The sequence below is a fragment of the Arthrobacter sp. 01N442 genome (genome assembly GCF_056399345.1).
On record NZ_JBFTRD010000002.1, the window covers coordinates 228,291 to 243,752 of the forward strand.

Here is a 15,462-nt window from a genome sequence, read left to right on the forward strand (position 1 = left end):
GGGACGGCACGTCCTTAGACGAAGGCGGACTTCCCCGTCACGGCCCGGGCCACGATCAAGGAGTTAATCTCGTAGCTGCCTTCGTAGGTGTAGAGGATCTCGGCGTCGCCGAAGAGCTTGCCCATCTCGAAGTCGGTGCTGATCCCGTTGCCGCCCAGCAGCGAGCGCCCCATCGCGACGGAGGCCCGGGCCAGCCGGGTGGTGGTGGACTTCGCCATGGCTGCCTGCACCATCTCCAGCCTGCCCTCCTGCTGGATATGGGCCAGCTGCGCCATCAGCGCCAGCGAGACGCTGGCGTTGCCCAGGATCTCGGCCAGCTGCTGCTGGACGAGCTGGAAGCGGGCCAGTTCCTTGCCGAACTGCTTGCGTTCCAGCGAATACGCCCGGGCGACGTCGAAGGCGGCCAGCTGGATGCCCGCCGCCTGCCAGCCCACCCAGGCGCGCGAGTCGCGGAGCAGCTCGTTGGCCCGGGAGAAATCGGTGGCGCCGGGCAGCAGGTTGGACTCCGGGATGCGGACCTCATCCAGGACGATGTCCGCGTTCTGCATGATCCGCAGGCCGATCTTGTTCGCGATCTTCGTGGCGGTGTAGCCGGGCCGGTCGGTCTCCACGATGAAGCCCTTGATCTGCTGGTCCGCAACGTCGCGGGCCCAGACCAGGGCGAAGTCGGCGATGGTGCCGGCACCGATCCAGCGCTTAGCCCCGTTGATCACCCACTCGCCGTCCTCCAGCCGGGCCGTGGTGGACAGCCCTCCGGCAATGTCCGAGCCGTGGTCCGGCTCGGTCAGGGCGAAGGCGCCAAGCTGGGTGAAGGCGGTGAGCCCGGGCAGCCAGCGGGCCTTCTGCTCCGCCGAACCGAGCTCATCGATCATGCCGACAATCAACTCGTTGTGGATCCCCACGAGGGCCGAGAGGGACACGTCGGCGCGGGCCACCTCGACATACATCAGCCCCTTGAAGAGCTTGGAGCTGCCATCCGTCTGCAAGCCGCCCAGGCCGTGCTTGCCCAGCTCCGCCAGCAGCCCGAAGGGGAACTCCTCGCGGTTCCAGAAGTCGATCGACGCTTCGCGGATCCGGGCCTGCAGGAACTCCCGGACCTCCTGGTAGCGCGCCCGCTCATCCGCGGGCAACAGGTCCACGATGTGCATCAGGTCCGCGTCCGGAAACGGCGGCGCGGCCGACGCCGGAGCTGAGGCCCGGGTCGGGCGTTCCGCGACGCTGTCCGCAGAGCTTCCCGCGACGCCTTCCGCGGCAATGTCGGGGTTTGCCGCTGCCTGGGCGGCGGTCTGGCTGGCGGCACTTCCTTGTGACTGCACGGGCACGTATCCCTTCGTAATGTGCCGCGCATCGGCGGCAACATCGACTCTTCCAAACCCTTGGATGTCCTAGTATATTGCACAGTGATATTGATCACTAGGGATGTGGATCACTTGGCCAGTGGCGGCCGGCACCCGGCCGCCCGGCCGCGACCGGCTGCGAAAGGTGCACAATGACCGTCACTGAAGAATTCCGTGCCGCGAGGGACAGGCTGCTGGCGCTGCGCGGAGACTACGCCTCCGCCCGGCAGGAATTCGAATGGCCGCGCTTCAAGGAATTCAACTTCGCCTTGGACTGGTTCGACCAGATCGCGGCCGACCCCGCCAAAGCCGACAAGCCCGCGCTGGTGATCGTGGAGCAGGACGGCACGGCCACGCGGCGCAGCTTCGCCGACCTCTCCGCGCGCTCCGCCCAGGTGGCCAACTGGCTCCGGGCCCAGGGCGTGCGGCGCGGGGACCGGATGATCATCATGCTCGGCAACCAGGTGGAGCTGTGGGAGCTGATGCTGGCCGGCATCAAGCTGGGCATCGTGATGATCCCCACCACCACGCTGATGGGACCCGCCGACCTGCAGGACCGGGTGGAACGCGGCGGGGCCAACTGGGCCGCCGTCGGGAGCGCCAACATCGACAAGTTCAGCGGCGTTCCGGGCGACTATACCCTGATCGAAATCGGCGCGGATGCCGACGGCGGCACCTCAGCCCTGCGCTACGCCGACGCGGCCGGCGCCTCCGCGGAGTTCACCCCGGACGCACCCACCCTGGCCGATGAAACCCTGCTGCTGTACTTCACGTCCGGCACCACGTCCAAGGCCAAGCTCGTGGAGCACACCCACACCTCCTACCCCGTGGGCCATCTGTCCACCATGTACTGGATCGGGATGGAACCGGGAGACGTGCACCTGAACGTGGCCTCGCCCGGCTGGGCCAAGCACGCCTGGTCCAACGTGTTCACGCCGTGGATCGCCGAGGCCTGCGTCTTCATCTATAACTACGAGCGCTTTGACGCGAAGGCGCTGATGGAGCAGATGGACCGCGAGCGGGTCACGAGTTTCTGCGCCCCGCCGACGGTCTGGCGGATGCTGATCCAGGCCGACCTGACACTGCTGACGAACCCGCCCACCAAGGTGGTGTCCGCCGGCGAACCGCTCAACGCCGAGGTGATCGACCAGGTCAACCGTGCCTGGGGCCAGACCATCCGGGATGGCTTCGGCCAGACCGAGTCCACGGTGCAGATCGCCAACACCCCGGGCCAGCCGATCAAGATCGGCGCGATGGGCAAGCCGCTGCCCGGCTACGACGTCGTCCTCGTGGACCCGGCCACCGGCGAGGAGGGGGACGACGGCGAGCTCTGCCTGCGCCTGGACCCGCGGCCGGTCGGGCTGATGAAGGCCTACTACGGCGATCCGGACAAGACCGCCGAAGCTTTCCGCGACGGCTACTACCACACCGGCGACATGGCCAGCCGAGACGAACGCGGCATCATCACCTACGTGGGCCGGGGCGACGACGTCTTCAAGTCCTCCGACTACCGGCTCTCCCCGTTCGAGCTGGAAAGCGTGTTGATCGAGCACCCGGCGGTGGCGGAAGCCGCCGTCGTCCCCTCCCCCGACGCGCTCAAGCTGTCCGTCCCCAAGGCCTTCGTGGTCCTGGCCGCCGGCCACGAACCGGGGCCGGAGCTGGCCGAGGACATCCTGCGCTATTGCCGCGAGCACCTGGCGCCCTTCAAACGGATCCGCCGGCTGGAGTTCGCCGAGCTGCCCAAGACCATTTCCGGCAAGATCCGGCGGGTGGAACTGCGGCACAACGAAGAGCTGCGCCACGGGCCCGGCGGCGTTCCGGAGGGACTCGGCACGGAGTATTCGGAGGCGGACTTTCCCGGCCTGAAGGGGCAGGGCTAGGCATGGGCACCCCGCTGCCGCGTGATCCGATTGCCGACGCCCAGCGGAACTGGGAACGGCACGGCTGGGCCGACGTGGCCGCCCCGATGGCTGCCATCACGGCCATCATGCGGACCCAGCAGATCCTGCTGGCCCGGATCGAAACAGCGCTCAAGCCGTTCGGGCTGACGTTCGCGCGCTATGAGCTGCTGGCGTTGCTCAGCTTTGCCCGCAGCGGGGCGCTGCCGATGAACAAGGCGAGCGCACTGCTCCAAGTGCACCCGACGTCGGTGACCAACGCCGTCGACAGGCTGCAGGAGGCCGGGCTGGTGCTCCGCTCCCCGCATCCCACCGACGGGCGCACCACGCTGATCGAGCTCACCTCGGAAGGGCGGACGCTCGCCAAGCGGGCGACGGCGGTACTCAACACGGAGGTCTTCGGCCAATCCGGCTTCGAAGACCAGGAGGTGGAGCAGCTGATCCGCATCCTCGGCAACTTCCGGCGCAATGCCGGGGACTTCAGCGGCTAAGCCGTACACTTCGTTTGCGGGGCCGTCGGCCGGACGGTCCCGGAGCTGAGGAGAGTCCCATGATTCCGGAGATCAACATCTGGGCGGTACTGCTGGCCACGCTGTCCAGCATGGTGGTGGGGTCCGTCTGGTACACGCCCAGGGTGTTCGGCAACTACTGGATGCGCGTCGCCGGCGTCACCCCGAGCGGAGACGCCAAGGACGCGGTCAAGCCCATCCTGATCACCTTGTTGGTCAGCCTGGTCAGCGCCTGGGTACTGGCCGGCTCCGCCGCCATCTCGCAGCACTTCTACGGCGGGAACTTCCTCGCCAACACCCTGGTCACCGCCCTCATCCTGTGGGCCGGCTTCACTGCCTCCCGCTTCATCACGCACGACGCCTTTGAGGGCCGCCCCGCCGGCCTGACCGTGCTGAACTGCGCGCACGAACTGGTAACCCTGATGGTGATGGCCCTGATCATCGGCCTGTTCGGGATCAGCGCCGCCTAACTTCTCCCGTTCCGGGCCCCGCTCCGGCCGTGCTCCGGCCCCGGGCGCAGGGCAGAAAGGCTTGCACGTCGCCACATGCTTAAACTGGATTGGCGGCCAGGACCTCTGCCGTGACGACCCGCCCGCGAGGAGAGCCGCATGGATTTCGACGAATCGTTCTGGGACGAGCGGTACCGCCAACACGGCGAGCACGGTGCGGTGTGGAGCGGACAGCCCAACGCCCAGCTGGTCGCCGAAGCCGCCGACCTCGTGCCCGGTTCCGCGCTCGACGTCGGGGCCGGCGAAGGGGCGGACGCCGTCTGGCTCGCCCGGCACGGCTGGCGGGTAACCGCGGTGGACATCTCCTCGGTGGCGTTGGCCCGGGCAGCCGCCGCGGTCGAGGACGATCCGGCGGCCGCAGCGCGGATCACCTGGCAGCACCAGGACCTGACGGCCTCGCCGCCGCCTGCCGGAACGTTCGACTTGGTCTCCGCCCAGTACCTGCACCTGCCCGCCCCGCAGCGCGACGGCGTCTACAGCCGGCTCGCTGCATCCGTGGCGCCTGGCGGGATGCTGCTGATTGTGGGCCACCACCCCTCGGACCTGGAAACCACCGTGCGGCGGCCCTCGGCGCCGGGGCTGTTGTTCACGGCCGAACAGATCGCAGCGGAGCTGGACCCGGACGAATGGGAGATCGTCACCTGTGCCTCCAGGCCGCGGGAGACCAGTGATTCCGACGGCGCCCCGGTAACCGTCCACGATTCAGTGCTCCGCGCCCGCCGCCGGGCCTGACCGCACCCCGCGCCTGACAGGACCGCGCCGGGCCTGACCCGACGGCGGCATCACCGGCCGCCTTACCGCCGGGCTCGCAGCCGTTCGCGCAGCCCGGCGGCGAGACCGGCAATGGTCAGCAGATCGAACAGGCCCCCGCCGATCGCGACAAGCCGCCGGTGCTTTACGCCGGCGAGCCGGAGCCGCAGGTGCACCCGGGTCCCGGCCGCCGTGTCCCCGGCGTTCCCGTTCGCGCCGTTCCCGTTCGCCGGAGCCGGCCGGAGCACGATCGCCCAGCTGATGGCCAACGCGCCGCGCTGCGAGCCGTGCACGAGCGCCCGTGGCGGGTCCACCTCGACGATCTCGAACGTGGCATCACGGCCGCCCCAATCCGCAATGACGTCCCCTGCGGCAAGGCCCTGAAGCGCCGGGTCAATGTGCCGGAGGGCCCGGCGGCGGGCCGGAATGAGGGCTTCCGCCCAGCCCGGCAGGTACCAGCCGGAGCGCTCCTTGCCGAGCTGAACGATCCACGGCCAAACCTCCCCGGGCGGCGCGGGCAGCGCGAAGCCGCGGTCCATCACCACGTCCGGAGCCGGGACCAGCCCGTCGCCGGGGAGAGCGGCCCGAACCTCCTCGGAGGTTGCGCCGACGCCGAGGAAACCGGTGCGCATCGCCGCGTTCCCGCCGGAGTCGTGACGCCGCGGCACGCGGGGCCGCCTAGCGGTGGGTGAAGTCGGGCTGCCGCTTCTCGCTGAAGGCGGCCATGCCTTCCTTCTGGTCTTCGGTGGCGAAGAGCGAGTGGAAGACCCGGCGTTCGAACAGCACGCCCTGGGCCAGCCCGGTTTCAAAGGCGGCGTTGACCGCTTCCTTGGCCACCATGGCCACCGGCTTGGACTTGGAGGCGATCACCTCGGCCGCCTTGACGGCTTCCTCGACGACGTCCGCGGCGGGCACCACGCGGGACACCAGGCCGGCGCGCTCGGCTTCGGCAGCGTCCATGAAGCGGCCGGTGAGGATCATGTCCATCGCCTTTGCCTTGCCCACCGCGCGGGTAAGCCGCTGCGAGCCGCCCATGCCGGGCAGCACGCCGAGGTTGATCTCGGGCTGGCCGAACTTGGCGTTGTCCCCGGCGATGATGAAGTCGCACATCATCGCCAGTTCGCAGCCGCCGCCCAGGGCGAAGCCGGAGACTGCGGCGATGACCGGGATGCGCAGCCGGGTGAAGTCCTCCCAGCCGCGGAACCAGTCGGAGGAGTACATGTCCATGTAGCCCTTGGACTGCATTTCCTTGATGTCGGCTCCGGCGGCGAACGCCTTGGCCGAACCGGTCAGCACGACGGCGCCGACCTCCGGGTCGGTATCCATCGCGGTCACCGCGGCAACGACGTCGTCCATGGTGGCCTTGTTCAGGGCGTTCAGCGCCTCGGGCCGGTTGAGCGTCACCACGCCCACACGGCCGCGGCGCTCCACCAGAATGTTTGCGTACTCGGTCATGCCTGTCCCCTCGGCTGTTCGGATTTGTCCCGGATGTCGGTGATGATGCCGGAGAAGTCCCGGCCGGCACCGCCTTCCGCGGCAAAGGTATCGTAAATTTCGGACGCCAGCGGACCGAGCCGGGCGGCGACGCCCGTGCTCTCGAGCGCGTTCAGGGCCAGCTTTAGGTCCTTGGCCATCAGGGCGCCGGCGAATCCGGGCTGGTAGTCGCGGTTGGCCGGGCTGGTCGGAACCGGGCCGGGCACCGGGCAGTTGGTGGTCAGCGCCCAGCACTGGCCGGACGCGGCCGAGGCGACGTCGAAGAGCGCCTGGTGGGTCAGGCCGAGCTTCTCGCCGAGCACGAAGGCCTCGCTGACGGCGATCATCGAGACGCCCAGGATCATGTTGTTGCAGATCTTGGCGGCCTGGCCGGCGCCGTGGCCACCGCAGTGGACCACGCGCTTGCCCATCACTTCCAGCATTGGTTTGACGGCTTCGAAGTCCTCGTCCGTCGCGCCGACCATGAAAGTCAGTGTCCCCGCTTCGGCGCCCACCACGCCGCCGGAAACCGGTGCGTCGACTGCCCGGTGGCCGGCCGCGACGGCCAGCGCCGAGGCCTCGCGGGCCTCGTCCACGTTGATCGTCGAGCAGTCCAGGAACATGGTTCCCGGCGCCGCGACGGCGAGCAGGCCCGGCTGACCCGGTTGTCCTTGCCCCTCCGGAGTGCCGCGGTAAGCGTCCAGCAGGTGCTTGCCGCTGGGCAGCATGGTCAGCACGACGGCGGCTCCCGCGACAGCTTCTGCTGCGGTCTCCGCGGTGGCGATCCCGTGGGCTCGCGCCGCGTCCAGGGCCGCCGGGACCACGTCGAAGCCGGTCACGGTGTAGCCGGCCTTGACCAGGTTCACGGCCATCGGCCCGCCCATGTGGCCCAGCCCGAGGAAAGCGATCGGGCCAAGCTGCGTTCCGGGCTGCGCCGCTTCAGTCGATGCTTCAGACATTGTCGCGCTCCTTCGAAAGTTTCAATTCACGCTCGCCCAGCGGGGCGAAGTAGGCCTCGACATCCTCGCGGCTGACCTCCGCCAGGCTGGCCGGCTGCCAGTGCGGGGTGCGGTCCTTGTCCACCACCTGGGCGCGGATGCCCTCGCGGAAGTCCGGTCCGTCCAGGAACCGCAGGCCCACCCGGTACTCCTGTTCCAGGGCCTCCGCCAGTCCCAGCCCGTGCGCGCGGCGCAGCGAGGCGAGCGCGACCTTCACGGCGGTCGGGGACTTGGCCGCGATGGTCTCGGCGACGTCGACGGCCTCGCCGCCCACGGTCCGCAGGCGCTCCACGATCTCCTCGGCGTCATCGGACGAGTAGCAGGCGTCGATCCACTCCTGCTGCGCGGCGAGGACGGACTGCGGGGCCGGTTCGGTGAAGCGCGCGACGGCGGCGTCCACCGGCTCGGTTTCCAGCGCCTCCGCCAGTTCGGCGAGCTGCCCGGAGGGCACGAAGGTGTCCGCGAGGCCCAGGAACAGCGCGTCGGCGCCGCTCAGGTGCGCCCCGGTCAGGGCCGCGTGGGTGCCGGTCTCACCGGGCGAGCGGGAGAGCAGGAGCGTCCCGCCGACGTCGGGCACGAACCCGATGGTGGTTTCCGGCATGCCCATCCGGGTCCGTTCGGTGACGATCCGGACCGAACCGTGCGCCGAGATTCCCACGCCGCCGCCCAGCACCAGGCCGTCCATGAACGCGACGTAGGGCTTGGGGTACTCGGAGATGAGCAGGTTCAGCCGGTACTCGACCGCCCAGAAGTCCGCGGTGGCGTCGCCGCCGCCGAGCATGTCGCGGTAGATGGCCACGATGTCCCCGCCGGCGCACAGCCCGCGGTCGCCGGCGCCGCGGACCAGCACGGCGGCCACGGCGTCGTCGTCGGCCCAGAGCGTCAGCCGCTCCAGCATGGCGGCGGCCATCCCGGCGGTCAGCGCGTTGACGGCCTTGGGCCGGTTCAGCGTGACGACGCCGAGCCGGCCGCGGCGCTCAAACAGGACCTCAGCGGCTCCACCGGCCGCCTGTTCCGTCATCAGCTGCCTTCCGGCATGACGAAGCTGGCGCCCTGGCGGATGCCGGAGGGCCAGCGGGTGGTGACGGTCTTGGTCTTGGTGTAGAAGCGGAACGCGTCGGCGCCGTGCTGGTTGAGGTCGCCGAAGCCGGAGGCCTTCCAGCCGCCGAAGGTGTAGTAGGCGATCGGCACCGGGATCGGGACGTTGATGCCCACCATGCCAACCTGGACGCGGCTGGCGAAATCGCGGGCGGCGTCGCCGTCGCGGGTGAAGATGGCCACGCCGTTGCCGAACTCGTGCTCGCTGCACAGCCGGAGCGCCTCGTCGTAGTCCTCGGCGCGGAGCACGCTGAGCACCGGGCCGAAGATTTCCTCCTGATAGATCTTCATCTCCTTGGTGACGTTGTCGAAGAGCGTCGGGCCCACCCAGAAGCCGCCGTCGTAGCCCTCGACCTTGAGTCCGCGGCCGTCGGTGAGGAGGCTCGCGCCTTCCTCGACGCCGGAGGCAATGTAGCCCTCGATCCGTTCCTTGGCGGAAGCGGCCACGACCGGGCCGAAGTCCGAATCCTTGGCCAGGCTGTGGCCCACCTTGAGGTCCGCGATGCGTTCCTGAAGCTTCGCCACGAGCGCGTCCCCGGTGGCCTTGCCGACCGGGACCGCCACCGAGATGGCCATGCAGCGTTCGCCGGCGGAGCCGAACCCGGCGCCGATCAGGGCGTCCGCGGCCATGTCCAGATCCGCGTCCGGCATGATCACCATGTGGTTCTTGGCGCCGCCGAAGCACTGGGCGCGCTTGCCGTGCGCCGCGGCGGTGGCGTAGATGTACTGCGCGATCGGGGTGGAGCCGACGAAGCCGATGGCCTGGACGCGGGGGTCCTCCAGCAGCGCGTCCACGGCTTCCTTGTCCCCGTTGACCACGTTGAACACCCCGTCCGGCAGGCCAGCCTCGGTGAACAGCTCGGCCAGGCGCAGCGGCACGGAGGGGTCCCGCTCGGAGGGCTTGAGGATGAAGGAGTTGCCGGCGGCGAGGGCCGGGCCGGACTTCCAGAGCGGGATCATGGCCGGGAAGTTGAACGGGGTGATGCCGGCGACGACGCCGAGCGGCTGGCGCATCGAGTGGACGTCGACGCCGGTGCCGGCGCTGTCGGAGAACTCGCCCTTGAGCAGGTGCGGGGCGCCGGCGGCGAATTCGACCACCTCGATGCCGCGCTGGAGGTCTCCCTTGGCGTCCAGGAAGGTCTTGCCGTGCTCGGAGGAGAGCAGGGTGGCGAGCTCGTCCATGTTCTGGTTGACCAGGTCCACGAACTTCAGCAGGATCCTGCCGCGGCGCTGCGGGTTCATCGCAGCCCATTCCAGCTGCCCCTTCTCCGCATTGGCGATGACGTTGCGGACCTCCTCCGCGGTGGCCAGCGGGAGCCGGGCCTGCACCTCACCGGTGCACGGGTCGTAGACGTCGCTGAAGCGCCCCGAGGTGCCCTCCACGTGCTGTCCGCCGACGTAATGGGAAAGCTCACGAACCATGATGGAATGCTCCTTTGCATGTGACCTAGATCATCTCTGCACCCGAATATACTCGGACTTCCTACTAATTTCCAGAGAAAACGGCCGCGGCCGCGACAGGGCCGGCGGCGCAGCCCGGCGCCAGGGGGCCGCCCCGCCGCGGGGCCAAGGAACGGTAAGTTAGGAACTGTGAAGATTGCTACCTGGAATGTGAACTCGCTCCGTGCCCGTGCCGACCGCGTGGAGGCCTGGCTTCAGCGCACCGACTGTGATGTCCTGGCCATCCAGGAAACCAAATGCAAGGACGACAACTTCCCCTGGGAACTGTTCGAGCGGATGGGCTACGAGGTGGCCCACTTCGGCCTGAGCCAGTGGAACGGGGTGGCCATCGCCTCGCGGGTGGGGCTTGAGGACGTCGAGCGCACTTTCATGGACCAGCCGGTCTTCGGCAAAGGCGGCAAGGACGAGGTGCAGGAGGCCCGTGCGATCGGCGCCACCTGCGGCGGGATCCGGGTCTGGAGCCTCTATGTCCCCAACGGCCGGGCGCTCGATGATGAGCACATGCCGTACAAGCTCAGCTGGCTGGACACGCTGCGTGCCCACGCCGAGGGTTGGGTGCAGGCCGACCCGGAGGCGCAGATCGCCCTGATGGGCGACTGGAACATTGCCCCGCGGGACGAGGACGTCTGGGACATCGATTACTTCCGCGCCGAGGGCCTGACGCACGTGAGCGAACCGGAACGTGCCGCGTTCCACGCCTTCGAGGACGCCGGCTTCACCGACGTCGTCCGCCCGCACGCGCCGGGCCCGGGCGTCTACACCTATTGGGACTACACCCAGCTGCGTTTTCCGAAGAAGGAGGGCATGCGGATCGACTTCGTCCTCGCCTCCCCCGCGCTGGCCGCCCGCGTCTCGGGCGCCTCAATCGACCGCGAGGAACGCAAGGGCAAGGGCGCCTCGGACCACGCCCCGGTCATCGTGGAGCTGGCCGACTGATGGCCGGCCGCCGGGGAATCACAGGCCCGCGATGACAGGCAACCTCTACCGCGGCCAGGCCGGATTGCCGTTTTCCTCCACGCTCCGCGTCTACGAGCCGCTGGAGGCCTTCCCGGCAGAGCAACAGGAGGCCCTGCGCGCCGCAGGTGCCCGCTCGGAGTCCCGCGCCGCCGTGGAAAATGCCGAGCTGCTGGCTTCCCTGGGCCGTATCACCCGGCCCGGCGGGGATCCCTTCCCCACCGGGCAGACCGACCTGGTGCGCGTGCTGGCCGTCAGCGGTTCCGCGGGCAGCATCCCCGGCGCCCGCCCCGGCACCGATGACGGCGACGGCGACGCCGGGGCCGAATCCGTGGCGGCCACGCTGCTGTACTGCCCCAGCCAGTTGGTGCTCCGCGCCGGGCTGGCCGCCAACGCCTTGATGGAGGGGATCCACGGCCCGCTGGCCCAGCTGCTGATCCCGGAGGAACAGCGGGACCGGCACCAGGAACGCATCGATCAGGTGAAGGCGCACGGTGGGATCGGCCGGGTCCACACCCGGGCGTCGACCTGGGGCATCCCGTTCAGCTGGTTCTGCCTGTTCCAGGAATCCGATCCCACGGATGTGGTGGAATCCGGCGGCCGGATTGTCACGGTGCGCATCCGCGCGACGCTCGGCACGGCGCTGGGACGGGTCCGGCACGCTGTCGCCCACCTGGCCCTCGCGGCCCCGGACCTGGACATGCTGGAGGACCTGACCCAGCTCACCGAGTGGCTGGAACTCTTCCACCCCGAGTCGGTCGTGGAGCTTGATTACGGCGCGGTGGCGGACAAGGTCTACCCGGACGATTCCCCGCTGGACGTGCGGCTGGGGATTGAGTGCCTGGCCGAGGGTGACATGACCGGAGCGGCCGCCGCCTACCGCCGGCTTGCCTCCCGCTGGATTCCGATCCGGCAACTGGCCCGCGCTTCCTGAGCCCTCGTTTCCTGGCCCCACGTTTCCTGAGCCTCGTTTCCTGACCCCGTCCGCTGCGCCAGCCGGCCCGCGGCGTTATGCCCGCTGACGGGCGGTTCCGCTAGGCCAGCCCGGCTCCCGGCCCCCGGAGGCTGGGGCGAGCGGCGCGGCAAGCTGCGGGGCCGCCGTCGTGCCCCGCACGATCAGCCGGTGCGGGGCCACGGTGGAGCGCACCGCTCCCGCGATGCCGTCGAGTTCGTCCAGCAGCATCTTGGTGCCCAGCTCGGCCTGCTCGTCGGGGCGCTGGCCGACGGTGGTGAGGCCGACGGCGGCGGAGAATTCGTGGTCGTCAATCCCCACCACGGACAGATCCTCCGGAACCCGGACGCCCGCTCGGCGCGCTTCGAAGAGGACCCCCATCGCCATCTCGTCCGAAGCGCAGAAGATCGCGGTGGGCTTGGGCCCCGGCCTGCTCCACAGCCGCCGGAACGCGTCCTGGCCGCTGCGGACGGTAAAGTCGCCCCACTCGTCCCATTCGGGCCGGACGTCCAGCCCTGACTGGGCCATCACGTCCTGGAACGCCTTGATCCGCACCCGCGGGACGTCGAAATTCAGGTCGGTTTCGTCGTCGCCGTGCAGCAGTGCGATGTCCTGATGGCCCAGGCCAATCAGGTGGCGCACGGCGGTGGAGGCGGCTTCGTAGTCATCGATCCCGATGTAGGCGCAGCCCTCGACGTGGCCTCCGACGACGACCAACGGGATGTCGATTTTTTGCAGGTGCTCGAGCTCCTCGCGGCTCAGGGCCATGCAGAGGACCAGGAGCGCGTCGATCTGCTTGTAGACCATGGTCTTGCTGAACAGCCGCTCCCGGTGGCTGCCGTGGCCGCCCAGGTTGAAGAGGGAGAGGTTGTACTGGCGGCCGTGCAGTTCACGGTCCGCCCCTTCGATGGCCTTGGAGAAGAACCAGCGGCTGACGAAGGGGGCCAGCACCCCGATGGTGCGGGTGCGGCCGGTGGCCAGGCCCGACGCCGAGGAGGAAGCCACGTAGCCCAGCGCCTCCGCGATGACGAGGATCTTTTCCCGGGTCGCAGGCGAGACCCGCGGCAAGCCGCGGACGGCGCGGGAGACGGTGGCGGTGGAGACGCCCGCGGCGGCTGCGACGTCCTCGATGCTGACGCCGGAGTGGCCGCCGCGTTGCGCCCTGTCAGTTGTCCGTGCCACCGTTTTCCCCTTGTCGGCTATCCGCAGAAGCGCGGCTAGCATGCCGCCCCCACGGCGCCGGTCCTTCCTAGTTTCCGATCCGTTTTTCGAGCCGCGCCGCGGCGGCCTCACTCCCCCGGCTCACCCGGCGGGCGCCCTCAGCGCCGCCGGGTGGCCGTCCGGCCAGGCAAACGACGCCGGAGCCGGATCATTCCGTACAGGGCAAGCAGCGTGCCCAGCAGCCCGAGCGCCCATCCGACGGCTGGCTGGGCGGTCACCTCCATCCAGACGGTGACCACCAGCAGGACCAGCGCCCAGAAGCCCAGGAACCCGATGATGATGTCGAAGTCCTCGCCCGAGCGGACCCTGCGGTGCGTCGGGTGGATTTCGCCCTGGTTCTGTCCGCGTGCCATCAGGAAGCTGCCATCAGGAAACCGTCACTTGACGGCGCCGGCCGTTAGCCCGGCGACGATCTTGCGCTGGAAGACCAGCACGAGGATCACCAGCGGGATGGTCACGATGGTTCCAGCCGCCATGATCGCCGTGTAGGGGATCTGGTTGGGCTGGGCGCCGGCGAAGCTCGCGATCGCGACGGTGACCGGCTGGGTCGCGTCGGACGAGAGCTGGCTGGCGATCAGGAATTCATTCCAGGAGGAGATGAACGCCAGGATCGCCGTCGTGAAGATCGCCGGAGCCGCGAGCGGCATGATCACCTTGCGGAAGGCCTGGCCCTGAGTGCAACCGTCCACCCGCGCCGATTCCTCGAGCTCCCACGGCATTTCGCGGAAGAACGACGTCATCGTGTAGACGGTCAGCGGCAGCACGAACGAAATGTTCGGAATGATCAGGGCCTGGTAGGTGCCCATCCAGCCGATGTTGGTGAACAGCTGGAACAGCGGGGTGATCAGGGCGACGCCCGGGAACATCGAGGCTCCCAGGATGAAGCCCAGGACCAGGAACTTGAACCGGAAATTCAACCGGGCCAGGGCGTACGCGGCGAACACGCCGATCAGCAGCGAGACCACGGTCACGACGACGCCGATGAACACGCTGTTGAGCAGCGCCTGGCCGAAGTGGTTTCCGAACGATGTGTCGAACGCGGTCTTGAAGTTGTCCAGCGTGACGTGCGTCGGCAGGATCGAGGTGTCGTAGGTGAACCCGACGTCGCGGAAGGCGGTCACCACCATCCAGTAGGCCGGGGCGAGGCACCAGATGAGGATCACCACGGCACTGATGTAGGTCCGGCCCTGGGCCCACTTTTCCCGGTTCTGGGCGACCTTGCGCCCCCGGTCCTGCTGCGCGCGCAGCTCGGTCGCGGCGGTGGTCATTTCTTCCCCTTACTAGCGCCGGTCTGCTGCTCCACCACATTCGCGCCAAGGAAGCGCACGAAGATGAAGGCGACAAGGAAAATGATGATGAACGTGATGGTCGATAGCGCCGCCGCCACGTTGAAGCCCTGCCTGATCTGGTTGATCACCAGGATGGACAGCGTGGTGGTGTTGTTCGCACCGCCGGTCAGGATGTACGGCAGGTCGAACATGCGCAGCGCGTCGAGGGTGCGGAAGAGGATGGCCACCATAAGCGCCGGCTTCACCAGCGGCAGGGTGATCATCCGGAACCGCTGCCACGCCGTGGCGCCGTCGACCTTGGCGGCCTCGTACACCTCGGCGGGGATCATCTGCAGGCCGGCCAGGATCAGCAGCGCCATGAACGGCGTCGTTTTCCAGACGTCGGCGATGATGACCGCCCACTTGGCCGGCCATTCGCTGCCGGTCCACAGAATGGTGGTGTTGAAGAGCTTGTTGGCGATGCCCTCGAAGGCGAAGATGAACAGCCACAGCTTGGCGGTGACGGCGGTGGGGATGGCCCACGGCACCAGCACGGCGGCCCGGACCAGGCTGCGTCCCTTGAAGGTGCGCGCCATGATCATGGCCATCCAGAAGCCGAGCACGGTCTCCAGTGCCACGGTCACCACGGTGAAGAAGAAGGTGGTGGCGGTCGCGGACCAGAACTGGGAGCCCAGGGTACCCGGCGGGCAGGCCACCGTGCCGCCGTCGGGTGAGGTGCACTGCTGAGCGAGCCAGTTGACGTAGTTCGAGAAGCCGGCCGGGCCGCCCTCGGTGAAGAGGCCGGTGGCCGGGTCCAGGCCGGCGTCGGCCTGGAAGGACATCACGATGGCGCTGATAATCGGGTAAACGATCACGACAGCCAGCGCGATGATGGTGGGGGCCAGCAGCCACGAGGCCCACTTGCCCTGGCTGGCGATCACATTGTCCTCACCCACACCCTTGGGTGCGTGGTGGGGCTCGGTCCCGCCCGACGCCGGCTTCTTAACCGGCGTCGGGCCCAATTCAGTTGCCAT

At 68.9% G+C, this 15,462-nt stretch carries 16 protein-coding genes; 6 read left to right on the top strand and 10 right to left on the bottom strand.

Features of this window, described 5'->3' with window-relative positions; translation table 11 throughout:
* Nucleotides 1-14: 14 nt before the first annotated feature.
* Nucleotides 15-1,148, bottom strand: coding sequence for an acyl-CoA dehydrogenase family protein (locus tag AC1DNC_RS03430; protein ID WP_476861581.1), 1,134 nt, complete (start codon nt 1,146-1,148; stop codon nt 15-17).
* Nucleotides 1,149-1,489: 341 nt separating this feature from the next.
* Between AC1DNC_RS03430 and AC1DNC_RS03435 the strand changes: the two genes are divergently transcribed.
* The 4 genes from AC1DNC_RS03435 to AC1DNC_RS03450 all read left to right on the top strand — a co-directional run bounded on the left by AC1DNC_RS03435 (nt 1,490) and on the right by AC1DNC_RS03450 (nt 4,985).
* The gene (locus AC1DNC_RS03435) at nt 1,490-3,217 is read left to right on the top strand and encodes an AMP-binding protein (protein ID WP_476861159.1); all 1,728 of its coding nucleotides are present in this window, start codon (nt 1,490-1,492) and stop codon (nt 3,215-3,217) included.
* A 2-nt stretch (nt 3,218-3,219) separates the two neighbouring features.
* Nucleotides 3,220-3,726 carry a MarR family winged helix-turn-helix transcriptional regulator gene (locus AC1DNC_RS03440; protein ID WP_476861160.1) on the top strand — a complete coding sequence of 169 codons (507 nt, stop codon included), beginning with the start codon at nt 3,220-3,222 and terminating at the stop codon, nt 3,724-3,726.
* A gap of 59 nt (nt 3,727-3,785) precedes the next feature.
* Complete coding sequence (locus AC1DNC_RS03445) at nt 3,786-4,214, top strand: DUF1761 domain-containing protein (RefSeq protein ID WP_476861161.1); 429 nt, start codon at nt 3,786-3,788, stop codon at nt 4,212-4,214.
* Nucleotides 4,215-4,352: 138 nt separating this feature from the next.
* A complete protein-coding gene (locus AC1DNC_RS03450; RefSeq protein ID WP_476861162.1) occupies nt 4,353-4,985 on the top strand; it encodes a class I SAM-dependent methyltransferase in 633 nt (210 codons plus the stop codon).
* Between the two features lie 62 nt (nt 4,986-5,047).
* On the opposite strand, the gene AC1DNC_RS03455 is transcribed toward AC1DNC_RS03450, so the two are convergent.
* From AC1DNC_RS03455 to AC1DNC_RS03475, 5 genes are read right to left on the bottom strand one after another with little or no spacing between them, the layout of a single operon-like run.
* Nucleotides 5,048-5,671, bottom strand: coding sequence for a hypothetical protein (locus AC1DNC_RS03455; RefSeq protein ID WP_476861163.1), 624 nt, complete (start codon nt 5,669-5,671; stop codon nt 5,048-5,050).
* Nucleotides 5,672-5,681: 10 nt separating this feature from the next.
* Nucleotides 5,682-6,458, bottom strand: coding sequence for an enoyl-CoA hydratase (locus AC1DNC_RS03460; RefSeq protein WP_476861164.1), 777 nt, complete (start codon nt 6,456-6,458; stop codon nt 5,682-5,684).
* Nucleotides 6,455-7,435 (bottom strand): 3-hydroxyisobutyrate dehydrogenase, encoded by a 981-nt coding sequence (gene mmsB / locus AC1DNC_RS03465; RefSeq protein ID WP_476861165.1) that lies wholly within the window; start codon nt 7,433-7,435, stop codon nt 6,455-6,457. The genes AC1DNC_RS03460 and mmsB overlap by 4 nt, the downstream gene beginning before the upstream one ends.
* Nucleotides 7,428-8,495, bottom strand: a complete 1,068-nt coding sequence (locus AC1DNC_RS03470; protein WP_476861166.1) for an enoyl-CoA hydratase/isomerase family protein — start codon at nt 8,493-8,495, stop codon at nt 7,428-7,430. Before AC1DNC_RS03470 ends, mmsB begins: the two co-directional genes overlap by 8 nt.
* Nucleotides 8,495-9,994 (bottom strand): CoA-acylating methylmalonate-semialdehyde dehydrogenase, encoded by a 1,500-nt coding sequence (locus tag AC1DNC_RS03475; protein WP_476861167.1) that lies wholly within the window; start codon nt 9,992-9,994, stop codon nt 8,495-8,497. The genes AC1DNC_RS03470 and AC1DNC_RS03475 overlap by 1 nt, the downstream gene beginning before the upstream one ends.
* Before the next feature lie 168 nt (nt 9,995-10,162).
* Between AC1DNC_RS03475 and AC1DNC_RS03480 the strand changes: the two genes are divergently transcribed.
* A complete protein-coding gene (locus AC1DNC_RS03480) occupies nt 10,163-10,969 on the top strand; it encodes an exodeoxyribonuclease III (RefSeq protein WP_476861168.1) in 807 nt (268 codons plus the stop codon).
* A gap of 31 nt (nt 10,970-11,000) precedes the next feature.
* Nucleotides 11,001-11,921: a DUF8083 family protein gene (locus AC1DNC_RS03485; RefSeq protein WP_476861169.1), complete on the top strand. Its 921-nt coding sequence runs from the start codon at nt 11,001-11,003 to the stop codon at nt 11,919-11,921.
* A 75-nt stretch (nt 11,922-11,996) separates the two neighbouring features.
* Here AC1DNC_RS03485 and AC1DNC_RS03490 read toward each other — a convergent pair whose 3' ends face one another.
* The 4 genes from AC1DNC_RS03490 to AC1DNC_RS03505 all read right to left on the bottom strand — a co-directional run bounded on the left by AC1DNC_RS03490 (nt 11,997) and on the right by AC1DNC_RS03505 (nt 15,462).
* Nucleotides 11,997-13,121 (bottom strand): LacI family DNA-binding transcriptional regulator, encoded by a 1,125-nt coding sequence (locus AC1DNC_RS03490; protein WP_476861170.1) that lies wholly within the window; start codon nt 13,119-13,121, stop codon nt 11,997-11,999.
* Between the two features lie 137 nt (nt 13,122-13,258).
* Entirely contained in the window at nt 13,259-13,513 is a 255-nt protein-coding gene (locus AC1DNC_RS03495) for a hypothetical protein (RefSeq protein WP_476861171.1), read from the bottom strand.
* A gap of 24 nt (nt 13,514-13,537) precedes the next feature.
* Entirely contained in the window at nt 13,538-14,428 is an 891-nt protein-coding gene (locus AC1DNC_RS03500) for a carbohydrate ABC transporter permease (RefSeq protein ID WP_476861172.1), read from the bottom strand.
* Complete coding sequence (locus AC1DNC_RS03505; protein ID WP_476861173.1) at nt 14,425-15,462, bottom strand: carbohydrate ABC transporter permease; 1,038 nt, start codon at nt 15,460-15,462, stop codon at nt 14,425-14,427. The genes AC1DNC_RS03500 and AC1DNC_RS03505 overlap by 4 nt, the downstream gene beginning before the upstream one ends.

Excerpts from the sequence above, each read along its gene's own strand:
- AC1DNC_RS03430 (WP_476861581.1), bottom strand. The coding sequence starts at position 1,148 with ATGCACATCGTGGACCTGTTGCCCGCGGATGAGCGGGCGCGCTACCAG.
- AC1DNC_RS03435 (WP_476861159.1), top strand. The coding sequence starts at position 1,490 with ATGACCGTCACTGAAGAATTCCGTGCCGCGAGGGACAGGCTGCTGGCG.
- AC1DNC_RS03440 (WP_476861160.1), top strand. The coding sequence starts at position 3,220 with ATGGGCACCCCGCTGCCGCGTGATCCGATTGCCGACGCCCAGCGGAAC.
- AC1DNC_RS03445 (WP_476861161.1), top strand. The coding sequence starts at position 3,786 with ATGATTCCGGAGATCAACATCTGGGCGGTACTGCTGGCCACGCTGTCC.
- AC1DNC_RS03450 (WP_476861162.1), top strand. The coding sequence starts at position 4,353 with ATGGATTTCGACGAATCGTTCTGGGACGAGCGGTACCGCCAACACGGC.
- AC1DNC_RS03460 (WP_476861164.1), bottom strand. The coding sequence starts at position 6,458 with ATGACCGAGTACGCAAACATTCTGGTGGAGCGCCGCGGCCGTGTGGGC.
- mmsB (WP_476861165.1), bottom strand. The coding sequence starts at position 7,435 with ATGTCTGAAGCATCGACTGAAGCGGCGCAGCCCGGAACGCAGCTTGGC.
- AC1DNC_RS03470 (WP_476861166.1), bottom strand. The coding sequence starts at position 8,495 with ATGACGGAACAGGCGGCCGGTGGAGCCGCTGAGGTCCTGTTTGAGCGC.
- AC1DNC_RS03475 (WP_476861167.1), bottom strand. The coding sequence starts at position 9,994 with ATGGTTCGTGAGCTTTCCCATTACGTCGGCGGACAGCACGTGGAGGGC.
- AC1DNC_RS03485 (WP_476861169.1), top strand. The coding sequence starts at position 11,001 with ATGACAGGCAACCTCTACCGCGGCCAGGCCGGATTGCCGTTTTCCTCC.
- AC1DNC_RS03495 (WP_476861171.1), bottom strand. The coding sequence starts at position 13,513 with ATGGCACGCGGACAGAACCAGGGCGAAATCCACCCGACGCACCGCAGG.
- AC1DNC_RS03500 (WP_476861172.1), bottom strand. The coding sequence starts at position 14,428 with ATGACCACCGCCGCGACCGAGCTGCGCGCGCAGCAGGACCGGGGGCGC.
- AC1DNC_RS03505 (WP_476861173.1), bottom strand. The coding sequence starts at position 15,462 with ATGGCAACTGAATTGGGCCCGACGCCGGTTAAGAAGCCGGCGTCGGGC.